Here is an 11,982-nt window from a genome sequence, read left to right on the forward strand (position 1 = left end):
CCACCGGCATCAGGCGATGATGTCCGGCGTGAGCGCGTCCTCGATGTGGAAGATGCGGTCACGCAGGGTGAGCTTGCGCTTCTTCAGACGCTGGATCTGGAGCTGGTCGCCAGCCACGCTGCGCTCCAGCGCCTCGATGGCACCGTCGAGATCCCGGTGCTCCTCGCGCAGCCGCGCCAGTTCGCCCAGGAGGTCCGACTGCGCACTCTCACCCGCCTCGTCCGCCATCGTCACCTGAGGACCCGAAGACCGTTCATGGCCCGAGAGCATGCGTCACGCTCCGGCGCCGGACAAGACGGCGCGGTAAGCAATCATCAGACTTAGCAGCAGAAAACGCTTCGACAGGTCCGGCATCTTGTGCCAATCTCGGTGTGTCGAAACGATGACAGGAGATTCGGCTCATGTCGCTGCAGACGCATCTGAACCAACTCGCCCGGAAGCACGAAGCCCTCGAGCGTGAGATTCAGGAAGCGATCCACAGGCCTTCGGCGAACGACCTTCACATCGCCGAGATGAAGCGACGGAAACTCCTTCTCAAGGACGAGATCAACAGGCTGCAGGCGAACGGCAATACGCTGCACTGAGCCCCTGATCCGTCCGCACGGATAGCAGAAACGGCACGACAGCTGCCGCCGCATCGGGAGACCGGTGCGGCGGTTTTGCGTTCTGCGACCGCTCGTTTGGAGAAACGGCCGCCTCGGGATCGCCGATCCGGGCGGGCGTCGTGCTCTCGCGGATGTGACCCCGGAGCCTTGGCGACGGGGCGCCTGCCGCGCCCGCACGCCCGGGGATCGAAACAGACGACCCGCGACCTCCCGGCAGATTCATTTCCCGCCGGCCACGCCGAGGCGCCCGGCTTCGAAGCCGCCGATCCGGGATGCATCCGGCGAACGCGTCACGGAGCACCCCGATCGCGCGAGCGAAGGCGCGCGGCGGTTCCGGCGACCCACAACCGGCCTCGCACCCGCGGAAGAATGCGCTACTCTGGGCCCCGCCGCCGGAGAGCGGCCCGCGAGGAAACGCCGAACCGATGACGAGAGCCAGCCTGCCGGGCCGCTACCCGGACATCTACGACTCGGCCCGCCGCGACCCGGAGGCGTTCTGGCTCGGCGCGGCGCAGGCGCTCGACTGGGCGGACGTCCCGCAGCGGGCCTTCGCGCCGGATTCCGGCCCCTACGGCCGCTGGTTTCCGGACGGCACCCTGAACGCCTGCCACAATGCCGTGGACCGTCACGCCGACGGAGCGCGGGCGGATCAGGTGGCGATCCGCTACGATTCGCCCGTCACCGGGACCAAGCGCAGCATCACCTACCGCGCGTTGCGCGACGAGGTGGCGGTACTGGCCGCCGTCCTCGCCGGCCTCGGCGTCGGCAAGGGCGACCGGGTGATCCTCTACATGCCGATGGTGCCCGAGGCCCTGTTCGGCATGCTGGCCTGCGCACGGCTCGGCGCGGTGCATTCGGTCGTGTTCGGCGGCTTCGCGGCCAACGAGCTGGCGGTGCGGATCGAGGACGCGGCGCCGAAGGTGGTGCTCGCCGCCTCCTGCGGGATCGAGCCGAACCGCGTGGTCGCCTACAAGCCGCTCCTCGACGCGGCGATCGCGGCCTCGCGCCACAAGCCGGAAGCCTGCCTGATCCTGCAGCGCCCGCAGGCCGCCGCGACGCTCATGCCGGAGCGGGACCGCGACTGGGCCGAGACCGTGGCGGCCGCCCGTGCGGCGGGGCAGCGGGCGGCCTGCGTGCCGGTCGCCGCCACCGACCCGCTCTACATCCTCTACACCTCCGGGACGACCGGGAAGCCCAAGGGCGTGGTCCGCGATACCGGCGGCTACCTCGTCGCCCTCGCGTGGTCGATGCCGAACCTCTACGGCGTCCAGCCCGGCGAGACCTATTTCTGCGCCTCCGACATCGGCTGGGTCGTCGGGCACTCCTACATCGTCTACGCGCCGCTCCTGCACGGCTGCACCACGGTCCTGTACGAGGGCAAGCCGGTGGGCACGCCGGATGCCGGCGCATTCTGGCGGGTCGTCGCCGAGTACGGGGTCGTGTGCCTGTTCACCGCGCCGACGGCGCTGCGGGCCATCAAGAAGGAGGATTCCGCCGGCGCCCGGATCGCCGATTACGACCTCTCCGCCTTCCGCAGCCTGTTCCTCGCGGGCGAGCGCGCCGATCCCGATTCGGTCGCCTGGGCCGAGCGGGTGCTGAACCGGCCGGTGATCGACCATTGGTGGCAGACCGAGACCGGCTGGCCGATCGCCGGCAACCCGATGGGTCTCGGCCTCCTGCCGGTGAAGCACGGCAGCACCTGCGTGCCGATGCCGGGCTACCGGGTCGAGGTGCTGGACGAGGGCGGCAAACCGGTCCCGGCCGGGACCATGGGCACCATCGCGATCCGCCTGCCCCTGCCCCCTGGCTGCCTGCCGACGCTCTGGGGCTCGGACGCGCGCATGCGGTCGAGCTACCTTTCCACGTTCCCGGGCTACTACGACACCTCGGATGCCGGGGTGATCGACGCGGACGGCTACATCACGGTGCTGGGACGCACCGACGACATCATCAACGTCGCCGGGCACCGCCTGTCCACTGGCGGCATGGAGGCAGTGCTGGCGGGCCATCCGGACGTGGCCGAGTGCGCGGTCATCGGCATCCGGGACGCCTTGAAGGGCGAAGTCCCCTGTGGCTTCGTGGTGCTCAAGGCCGGCGTCGACCGGCCGACCGAGACGATCGAGCGGGAACTCGTGGCCAAGGTGCGCGACGAGATCGGCCCCGTGGCGGCGTTCAAGCTGGCCCTCACCGTGCCGCGGCTGCCCAAGACCCGGTCGGGCAAGATCTTGCGGGCCACCATGAAGCGCATCGCCGACCACGAGCCCTGGACGATGCCGGCGACGATCGACGACGCCGCGGCCCTCGACGAGATCGACGAGAGCCTGAAGGGGCGGGGAATCGGCGCCGATTGAGGCGCCGGACGGTCCCGTGATCGGGACAGGCGCCGAGTCCAGGCGGCTCTCCCCGCGCGGTGCCGGGACACCGCGCGGCCCAACCGCGTCCTGCGGATAGAGCCGGAGCGGCGGTGAGGGGGGCGATGCAGGATGCGGCCGCCCTGACCCGCCGTCGCCCCTCTGCGGCCGCCGCGCTCAGCGCGCCTGCGTGATCCGCAGATTTCCGCCCAGCGCCACTGCCCCGGGAACGCGAGTGCGGCCTCCCCCACGCTCAGGGGAGAGGCGACGGGTGGGGGCGGGGCAGATGGCACCGCACCGCTCGAGCCTGCGCCATCCCGCACGGAATCTGCGACCCTGGCACGCTCTGGGACGCCACCACTCCCCGGTGAGAGCGCGCGCGGGCTGCCGGGCAGGTTCCCGGGCCGCATGACCGGCGTGCGCGGCGCTGCCGCCGGTCTCAATACGCCAACGCCCATTGCGCTTCGGATGCCCATCACCATCTCTGAACCATCCAACGGGATGGCCTGGAGATGTTTCGACGATGACCGACACCGCGCGCGACCTCCGTCCGAAGGTGCCGGACAGCGAGAAGATCACGGTCAATCTCGGCTTCGTCGATCTCGGGCGCGTCGACCTGATGGTCCGCGACGGCTTCTACGCCAACCGGGCCGACTTCATCCGCACGGCCGTGCGCAATCAGCTGGACCGGCAGGAGGAGGCGGTCCGGCAGTCGGTGGCGCGGCGCCAGCTCCGGCTGGGGCTCTCGCACTTCTCCCGCGCGGACCTGGAAGCGGCCCGGGATGCCGGCTCCCCCCTGCACATCCAGGTCCTGGGCCTCGCCACGATCGCCACCGACGTCACCCCCGAACTGGCGCGGGCCGCGATCGCGTCCGTGGAGGTCCTGGGTGCCTTCCAGGCCAGCGCCGCCGTCAAGGCGGCACTGGCCGACCGGACCACCTGACCGTCCGCGCCCCGGTCGCGCGGAATCTCCACCCGAACCACGCCGTATGAGGATCCTCCCCATGTTCCGTTTCCCCAAGATTGACCCGTCGAAGCTCGACCTCTCGGCGTTCGGAATGTCGCAATTCGACCCGCACGCCTTCGGATCCGCGACGGCGAAGGGCAGGGGAACGGGGCCAGGAACCGGGCAAGGAACCGGGCGCGGAACCGGGGCAGCGGACCGGACCGCCCGGATGCAGGACGCCATGGCGCGGTTCCGCCGCGGCCAGGAGGTCGCCGTCGCGCAATGGACCGAGGCACGACGCGGCATGGCAGACCGGCCCGGCACCGCCGGTCATGCCGAGCAGACCCTCGACATGGAGGCGCCGACGGCGGCCGGCGGTGCCTGGACGGCGCCGGATCAAGGCGGCGGTTCGCGACCAGGGACGGCCCCGGACCTGTCCGCGATGTTGCGCGCCCTGCGCGAGCGGCTGCCGAATGCCGGCCCGTCAGCCCGCCGCCCTGCCGCCGAAGTCCCGCCCGGCGCGCGGTTCGAGGATCGCGTTTTCACGGAGGCCGCCGGCAGCCGGGGCTACAAGGTCTACGTCCCGAGCGGCTACCGGGGTCAGGCCCTGCCCGTCATCGTGATGCTGCACGGCTGCACCCAGAACCCCGACGATTTCGCGGCCGGCACGCGGATGAACGCCCTGGCCGAGGAGCAGACGTTCCTGGTCGCCTATCCGGAACAGCCCCCGTCGGCCAACCTGCAGCGCTGCTGGAACTGGTACGCGGCGGGCGACCAAGTCCGCGAGGGCGGCGAGCCGGCGCTGATCGCCGGCATCGCCCGGTCGGTCGTGGCGGAGTTCTCGGCCGATCCCGGCCGGATCTACGCGGCCGGGCTCTCGGCCGGCGGCGCCGCGGCGGCGATCCTGGCGGCGACCTATCCGGACCTGTTCGCGGCCGTGGGCATCCATTCCGGGCTGGCCTGCGGGGCGGCCCGGGACATGCCCACCGCCTTCGCGGCCATGCAGGGGCAAGGGTCGGCTCCGGGGCCGAATCGGCAGGCGGTCCCGACCATCGTGTTCCACGGCGACGGCGATCGAACCGTGCATCCCGTCAATGGCGATCGGGTCGCGGCGCAGGCCGTGCCGGCCCCGGGCCTGGACGAGACGGTCAGCCGGGGCACGAGCCCCGGGGGCATGGCCTATACCCGGACGGTCCGCAGCGACGCGACCGGCCGGCCGGTGCTGGAGCAGTGGGTTCTGCACGGGGCCGGGCACGCCTGGTCGGGCGGAAGCCCCGACGGATCCTACACCGATCCGCGCGGGCCCGATGCCAGCGGCGAGATGGTCCGGTTCTTCCTGGCGCAGGAAGGAGCGTCCGCGGACCGTGCCTGATCGTGACTGACCGCGGCGAGCGACGGCGCGGCCGGTCCGCCGCGCCGTCACCGTCGGGCGCTCAGGAAGGTGTCAATCGGCGTCCGAATCGTCGGCGTCATCCTCCAGGCCGGCGGGGGCCGATCGGTCCAGCGCCGGCGCGTAGGAGTCCTGCGTCGCATTCGTCGACACCGATGCCGGCACGCTCCGCGCGTTCGGGTCGGTCGGGATCAGGGCCGCGCTGGCCGCGACGAGGCCGGCCATCGAGCGGACGTCCTGGGGCTGGCGCGGATCGCGGGAGATCAGCGAGGCCTCCCGCTGCAGACGGAGATTGCAGGCCTGCGAGGGCAGCCCGCCATTCGGCGTGCAGGCATCGTGGCGGGCGCAGGCGGCGTCGAGGGCATCGATCGGCGGCAGCGGGGCGTTATTGCCCGGACCGCAATAATTGCCGTGAACGAGCATCTTGGGTCCGCCGAAGGCGGCCGGCTGGGCATATGACGGCGTTGCGAGGGCGGCGCAGCCGGCGGCCAGAAGGAGCGAGGCGGCAAGTTTCGTGATCATCATTCAGGACCTCGGGCGATCTCGCCCCCTCAGGCGGTTCGCGTCGTGGCGACAGCGTCAGAAACGGTCAGCCGCATCGGCGAGTTCCCGAACCCCCAGCCGCAGGGCTGACCTGCCGCAGCGCGCTGGCCGGCGCGGCCGTCCTGCGCCAGATTGACCGGACGCATCCGGAGCCACCCATGACTGCACGCCTGTTCGAACCGCTGGTTCTCGACGCGCTCACGCTCGAGAACCGCATCCTGATCGCCCCGATGTGCCAGTATTCGGCCCGGGACGGCGAAGCCACCGACTGGCACATGATGCATCTGGGCCAGCTCGCCATGTCGGGGGCGGGCCTGCTCACCCTGGAGGCGACCGCGGTCTCGCCGGAAGCCCGGATCACCGCCTGGGACCTCGGCCTGTACAACGACGGCTGCGAGCGGGCGCTCGGCCGCGTGCTCGACGCGGTGCGCGAATACGCGCCGATCCCGATCTGCATCCAGATCGCCCATGCCGGCCGCAAGGCATCGAGTGCGGCGCCCTGGGCCGGCGGCCAGCAGATCCCGCCGGAGCATCCCTATGGCTGGCGCACCGAGGCGCCCTCGGCGGTGGCGCACGGGGAGGACGAGGTCCCACCCCACGCCCTCGACGCCGCCGACCTGAAGCGCGTCCGCGACGAGTTCGTTGCGACCGCCAAGCGGGCGGTCCGGCTTGGCATCGAGGCCGTGGAGTTGCACGGCGCCCACGGCTACCTGCTGCACCAGTTCCTGTCGCCGATCGCCAACAAGCGCACGGACGCCTACGGCGGCAGCCTCGAGAACCGCATGCGCTTCCCCCTCGAGGTCTACGACGCGGTGCGCGACGTCGTCCCGGCGGGCAGCCCGGTCTGGCTGCGCGTCTCGGCCACCGACTGGGTCGAGGACGGCTGGGACCTCGACGAGACCGTGGCGCTGGCCCAGGCGCTGAAGTGCGCGGGCTCGCCGGCGCTCCATGTCTCGACGGGCGGCGTCTCGCCGAAACAGGCGATCAAGCTCGGGCCGGGCTACCAAGTGCCCTATGCCGAGCGGATCAAGGCCGAGACCGGGCTCACCACCATCGCGGTGGGGCTGATTACGGAAGCCCGGCAGGCGGAGACGATCCTGCAGGAGGGCAGGGCGGACGCGATCTCGCTGGCCCGCGCCATGCTGTACGATCCGCGCTGGCCCTGGCACGCGGCCGCCGAACTCGGAGCCCGCGTGCGGGCGCCCAAGCAGTACTGGCGCTCGCAGCCGCGGGAGTACAAGGACCTGTTCAAGGATACGGCCTTCGGGCAGCGCTGAGGCCACCCTTAGCGCGGCAACGCCCCCACCAGCGGTCCGAGCGGGCGGCTAATGTCGGCGCGGCCGAGATTCGGCGCGTAGAGGCTCGAGACCGAGCCGTCGAGGAACAGGGCGTTGCGGCAGCCGAGATCGTCCCGGAACAGCCGCGCGAAGGCCCCGAAGGTCACCGGTCGCTCGGAGATGGCGAAGATCGCGACGTGCCCATCGCCGGGCACGCCGACGCCGTTGCGGATCTTCTGGCTCGGCCCGTCGGCGGCGATCTTCGGGTGGATCTGGCCGTCGATCACCAGCATCGGTCCGGACTGCGTGGCGAAATCCGGGCGCATCTTCGCGCGGAGATAGCGGGCGGTGTCGGCCACTCCGGCGCGCTCGCCCTTCACCCAGAAGATCCCGTTGGGCTTGAGGTGGAAATTGCCCGGCCCGTCCGCCGTGGAGGCGCGCTTCAGCTCGTGGCCGTCTTCGATGTAGAGGCCCACCGGCGCCTGGTCCTTGTCGTACATGCCGGCATTCATCGCGAAGGCGAGACGGCCGCCCTGCTTCTCGGCGAGGGTGCCGAGGGCGCCGTAGGGCTTTCCGTCGTCCGAGAGCCAGAACAGCCGCAGCCGCTGCCGCCGCAGGTCGATAGTGCAGACCGTGAAGGTCTCGCCCTGCGCCTCCACCGGCCGGCACGGTTCCGCCGCCGCCGGGGTCGCCGCCGCCGGGGTCGCCGCCCGGGCCGGGGCCGCGAGGGCGAGCAGCGCGATCAACAGGGCGTGAGCCGGTCGCAACATCATCATTCGTTCCATGCAGCTCAGGGACGGCGAGTCGGGGACGGCGAAGCTAGATCGGCGCGCGTCTCGCTCTGGAAAGCGGCGATTTTCGTGTCTCGGCCCGACCGGGACGCGTCAGGGGATCTCGCGTGGATCTCGCGGCTCCGCGCCGCGGGGCGGGGCTGGACCGTTTTGCCGATTCGCACGTTCTTAGCCGCAGAGGGCATTTTTTCCACGGAGATGACGTGATGAAGGGTGCAGTGCTCGGATCGGCCCTGCTGGCGGCGGGTGCTCTGGTTCTGGCGCCGGCCAGCGCGGACGCGCGCGGCTTCGGCGGCGGCGGCTTCCATGGCGGCGGCTTCGGAGGCGGCTTCCACGGGGGCGGATTCCACGGCGGCGGCTTCGGCGGCGGCGGCTTCCGCGGCGGCGGGTTCGGGGGATTCCGCAACGGCGGCTTCGGCGGCGGCTTCCGCGGCGCCGGCTTCCGTCCGGGCGGCTTCGGCTACGGCCGCGGCTTCTACGGTCGGGGATACGGCTGGCGGGGCGGCTACGGCTATCGCGGCGGCTACGGCTACGGCCTCGGCGGCCTGGGTCTCGGCGTCGGGCTCGGCCTCGCGGCCGGCAGCCTCTACGGCGGCTATGGCTACGGCTATCCGGGCTACGGCTACGGCGGCTACTACGCGCCGGCCGCCTACGATTACGGCTACGGCGGCGGCTGCTACACAGTCCCGCGGGTGCGCTGGACCCCCTACGGCTACCGCCGGGTCTTGGTCGAACGCTGCTACTGAGCGTCATCGACAGCGAAAAGAATGGGACAGGCCGCCTCCGGGCGGCCTTTTCCTTGCGTGGCCCGCCGCATCGTTGGACAGCTCAGCCTGGGACGCCGATACTGGTATCCGGCGGCGGGAGACGGTGATGAGTTCAGCAACCGGGCAGGGGCGCGCGGCCGTGGAGGTGGTCGAGATCCGCGACGCCAGCCTCACCGCCTTCTATCGTTCGATGACCCCGCCGGAGCGGCACACCTTCTGGGCCTGCGCGGCCGGCTGGTGCCTCGACGGCATGGACTTCATGATCTACCCGCTGGTGATCGGGACGATCATGGCCCTCTGGCACGTGGATGCCGGCACGGCCGGTCTCGCCGCCACGGTGACGCTGCTGGCCTCGGCGCTGGGCGGCTGGCTCGCGGGCTTCATCGCCGACCGGATCGGCCGGGTTCTGACCCTGCAGATCACCATCCTGTGGTTCTCCTTCTTCTCCCTGCTCTGCGCCTTCGTGCAGAATTTCGAGCAGCTCCTCGTGGCCCGGGCGATCCTGGGCCTCGGCTTCGGCGGCGAGTGGGCGGCCGGCGCCGTGCTGATCGGCGAGACCATCCGGGCCGAGTATCGCGGCCGGGCGGTCGGCTCCGTCCAGTCCGGCTGGGCCATCGGCTGGGGGCTGGCGGTCCTGTCGCAGGCGGTGACCTTCTCGCTGCTGCCCCCCGAGATCGCGTGGCGCTGGATGTTCGCGGTGGGCGCCCTGCCGGCCCTGCTGATCTTCTACCTGCGCCGCTACGTCCAGGAGCCGCAGGTCGCCGCCGAGACCCGCGCCCGGGCCATCGCCACCGGCGACCGGCCGAAGATCTGGGAGATTTTTTCCGGGCCGATCCTCAAGACCACCCTGCTCGCCTCGCTGGCGGCGGCGGGCTGCCAGGGCGGCTATTACGCGATCACCACCTGGGTGCCGCGCTTCCTCACCACCGAGCGCGGCCTGTCGGTGGTGTCCTCCACCGGCTACCTCGCGGCGCTGATCATCGGCTCGTTCACCGGCTACCTGGTCGGCGCCTGGCTCGCCGACCGGCTCGGGCGGCGGCCGCTGTTCCTGATCTTCTCGCTGGGCGCCATCGCGGTGATCGTCGCCTACACGCAGATCCCGCTCTCCAACAGCGTGCTCTGGGTGCTGGGCTTCCCCCTCGGGTTCTTCGCCTCCGGCTACTTCTCCGGCATGGGCGCCTTCCTGACCGAGCTCTACCCGACCCGCCTGCGCGGCTCGGGGCAGGGCTTCTGCTACAATTTCGGCCGGGGCGTCGGCGCGCTGTTCCCGGCGCTGGTCGGCCTCCTCGCCGAGCGCGCCGGCCTCGCCTCGGCCATCGCGATCTTCGCGGCCATCGCCTACGGAATCTTCTTCCTGGCGGCCTTCGCGCTGCCCGAGACCCGCGGCCGGGTCCTGCACGCGGATACCTGACCATGCCGGAAATCCGAGACTGCCCCGCCCCGGATCCGCATCCGGGCGGGCCCACCCGCTACCGGGTGCCCGCCGGCGCGGTCGACACCCACGCCCACGTGATCGGCCTGCCGCCGGCCTATCCGCTGGTGGCCGACCGCAGCTACACGCCCCCGGCCGCCCCGGCGGACCGGTATCTCGCGATGCTCGACGCCACCGGCATGGCCAACGGCGTGCTGGTCCAGGTCAGCGTCCACGGCACCGACAACCGGCTGATGGTGGAGACGCTCCGGGCCAACCGGGAGCGTCTGCGCGGCATCGCGGTGATCCCGCTCGGCCTGCCCGACGGGGAACTCGCCGCCCTCAAGGAGGCCGGAGTGGTCGGCCTGCGGCTCAACGTTCTGTTCGGCGGCGGGGTCGGGCTGGATCAGGTCGAGTCCTACGGGGCGCTCGCCCGCGAGATGGGCTGGCACCTCCAGTTCCTGCTCGATGCCCGTGAACTGCCGCCCATCGCGGGCCGCCTGTCGCGGCTGCCGGTGCCGCTGGTCTTCGACCATATGGGCCATATGCCGACCTCGGCCGGCGTGGACCATCCGGGCTTCCGGGCGCTGCTCGGCCTCGTCGCCGACGGCAACTGGGTGAAGCTGTCGGGCGCCTTCCGGGATTCCGTGACCGGTCCGCCCTACGCCGACACGATCCCGTTCGCCCGCGCCCTCAACGACGCCGCCCCCGAGCGCTGTCTCTGGGGCTCGGACTGGCCGCACGTGGCCGCCTGGGCCGGGCCGCCCCGGACCGCGACGCTCCTCGACCTGATGGCCGACTGGGTGCCGGACGCGGATCGGCGCCGGATGGTCTTCGCCGACAACCCGCGCCGGCTCTACGGATTCGGGTAGGGCAGGGGTTCAACGCCGGCCGGAGACCATGCCGTTTGCGCGCGCGGAATTCGTTCGCGCCGCCGGCGAGGCGGGGGACCCGGTCAAACCCGCAGGTCGACGCTCAGTCCCTGTCCGGGGGGCGCCGGGGGACTGGCGCTCGCCGCGCTCTGGGCGCTGTCCGCGACGAGCCCGGCGACGGCCTTGTCGGCCGCGAGCTGCTGCGTGGCGACGGCGATGCCGATCTGCTGGTTCTGGGACGAGCCCAGCATCTGAACGGCGGTGGCGGCCAGGGTATCCATGGCCCTGTTCTAATCCTCCCGCCTGAATCCCGCGTTACGCAGATCCGGGGCTTTCGAGCGAATCCGGATCAATCGCCCCGGACGGCACCGCGGGCGGCCTGCCGTCAGAAGCTCGGCGGCGTGCAGGCGCTCACCACCTCGCAGGGGTTGGGCCCGACGCAGCGGAACCGGTGCGGGCGGCGGCTGTCGAAGCTGTAGGCGTCGCCGGGGCCGAGGATCCGGCGCTCGGCGTCCACCGTCACCTCCAGGCGGCCGGAGAGCACGATGCCACCCTCCTCGCCCTCGTGGGAGAGCGGCACCCGGCCGGTATCGGCGCCGGGCTCGTAGCGCTCCATGAGGATCTGGAGCTTGCGCCCGAACAGGCTGTCGCCGACCTGGCGGTACGAGATCGCCCCCTTGGCGGCCCGGCGGCCGATCTCGGTCAGCTCCTCGGCGGCGAAGAACGCCTTGCGCTCCGGCTCCGGCTCCAGGGCGAAGAACTCGGCCATGCCGATCGGCACCCCGTCGAGGATCCGCTTGAGCGCACCCACCGACGGGTTCACCCGGTTCGCCTCGATCAGCGAGATCGCCGAGTTGGTCACGCCGGCGCGCTTGGCGAGCGTCCGCTGCGACAGGCCGTGGCGGGCGCGCACGAAGCGCAGGCGCGCGCCGACATCGATGCTCATCCGGCGCGGGCCTGTTTCAGGTGTTGCGGATCCCGCAACGGTGCCACCCGCGGCCCCATTCCTGCAAGGGGTTGGCGGCGACC

13 protein-coding genes are annotated in these 11,982 nt (G+C 71.7%); 8 read left to right on the forward strand and 5 right to left on the reverse strand.

All coding sequences use genetic code 11. The features are described 5' to 3' along the window. Nucleotides 1–9 precede the first annotated feature (9 nt). Nucleotides 10–270, reverse strand: coding sequence for a YdcH family protein (locus GGQ91_RS24315; protein WP_078947082.1), 261 nt, complete (start codon nt 268–270; stop codon nt 10–12). A 131-nt stretch (nt 271–401) separates the two neighbouring features. Between GGQ91_RS24315 and GGQ91_RS24320 the strand changes: the two genes are divergently transcribed. From GGQ91_RS24320 to GGQ91_RS24335, 4 genes are all read left to right on the forward strand, one after another. Further along, on the forward strand, nt 402–584 hold the full coding sequence (locus GGQ91_RS24320; protein ID WP_043347966.1) for a YdcH family protein: 183 nt from the start codon (nt 402–404) through the stop codon (nt 582–584). Nucleotides 585–1,030: 446 nt separating this feature from the next. Then, nucleotides 1,031–2,956 (forward strand): propionyl-CoA synthetase, encoded by a 1,926-nt coding sequence (locus tag GGQ91_RS24325; protein ID WP_043756157.1) that lies wholly within the window; start codon nt 1,031–1,033, stop codon nt 2,954–2,956. 523 nt (nt 2,957–3,479) lie between these two features. Next, on the forward strand, nt 3,480–3,899 hold the full coding sequence (locus GGQ91_RS24330) for a CopG family transcriptional regulator (RefSeq protein ID WP_043347948.1): 420 nt from the start codon (nt 3,480–3,482) through the stop codon (nt 3,897–3,899). A 232-nt stretch (nt 3,900–4,131) separates the two neighbouring features. After that, on the forward strand, nt 4,132–5,274 hold the full coding sequence (locus GGQ91_RS24335) for an extracellular catalytic domain type 1 short-chain-length polyhydroxyalkanoate depolymerase (protein ID WP_403091607.1): 1,143 nt from the start codon (nt 4,132–4,134) through the stop codon (nt 5,272–5,274). A 72-nt stretch (nt 5,275–5,346) separates the two neighbouring features. Here GGQ91_RS24335 and GGQ91_RS24340 read toward each other — a convergent pair whose 3' ends face one another. Then, the gene (locus GGQ91_RS24340) at nt 5,347–5,817 is read right to left on the reverse strand and encodes a phospholipase A2 family protein (RefSeq protein WP_182593031.1); all 471 of its coding nucleotides are present in this window, start codon (nt 5,815–5,817) and stop codon (nt 5,347–5,349) included. Between the two features lie 176 nt (nt 5,818–5,993). Here GGQ91_RS24340 and GGQ91_RS24345 point away from each other — a divergent pair, with 176 nt between their 5' ends. Then, complete coding sequence (locus GGQ91_RS24345) at nt 5,994–7,112, forward strand: NADH:flavin oxidoreductase/NADH oxidase (RefSeq protein WP_182593032.1); 1,119 nt, start codon at nt 5,994–5,996, stop codon at nt 7,110–7,112. An 8-nt stretch (nt 7,113–7,120) separates the two neighbouring features. Here GGQ91_RS24345 and GGQ91_RS24350 read toward each other — a convergent pair whose 3' ends face one another. Beyond that, nucleotides 7,121–7,888, reverse strand: a complete 768-nt coding sequence (locus GGQ91_RS24350; RefSeq protein WP_246410914.1) for a phosphodiester glycosidase family protein — start codon at nt 7,886–7,888, stop codon at nt 7,121–7,123. A 221-nt stretch (nt 7,889–8,109) separates the two neighbouring features. Between GGQ91_RS24350 and GGQ91_RS24355 the strand changes: the two genes are divergently transcribed. From GGQ91_RS24355 to GGQ91_RS24365, 3 genes are all read left to right on the forward strand, one after another. Beyond that, the gene (locus GGQ91_RS24355; RefSeq protein WP_043383456.1) at nt 8,110–8,649 is read left to right on the forward strand and encodes a hypothetical protein; all 540 of its coding nucleotides are present in this window, start codon (nt 8,110–8,112) and stop codon (nt 8,647–8,649) included. 127 nt (nt 8,650–8,776) lie between these two features. Beyond that, the gene (locus GGQ91_RS24360) at nt 8,777–10,081 is read left to right on the forward strand and encodes an MFS transporter (protein ID WP_182593033.1); all 1,305 of its coding nucleotides are present in this window, start codon (nt 8,777–8,779) and stop codon (nt 10,079–10,081) included. A 2-nt stretch (nt 10,082–10,083) separates the two neighbouring features. Further along, nucleotides 10,084–10,953 (forward strand): amidohydrolase family protein, encoded by an 870-nt coding sequence (locus GGQ91_RS24365; RefSeq protein WP_182593034.1) that lies wholly within the window; start codon nt 10,084–10,086, stop codon nt 10,951–10,953. Nucleotides 10,954–11,036: 83 nt separating this feature from the next. On the opposite strand, the gene GGQ91_RS24370 is transcribed toward GGQ91_RS24365, so the two are convergent. Continuing rightward, complete coding sequence (locus tag GGQ91_RS24370) at nt 11,037–11,234, reverse strand: hypothetical protein (protein WP_182593035.1); 198 nt, start codon at nt 11,232–11,234, stop codon at nt 11,037–11,039. Between the two features lie 104 nt (nt 11,235–11,338). After that, nucleotides 11,339–11,899, reverse strand: a complete 561-nt coding sequence (locus GGQ91_RS24375; RefSeq protein ID WP_182593036.1) for a cupin domain-containing protein — start codon at nt 11,897–11,899, stop codon at nt 11,339–11,341. Nucleotides 11,900–11,982: the final 83 nt, after the last annotated feature.

The sequence above is a fragment of the Methylobacterium fujisawaense genome (genome assembly GCF_014138435.1).
In the GTDB taxonomy this organism is placed as follows: Bacteria; Pseudomonadota; Alphaproteobacteria; order Rhizobiales; family Beijerinckiaceae; genus Methylobacterium; species Methylobacterium fujisawaense.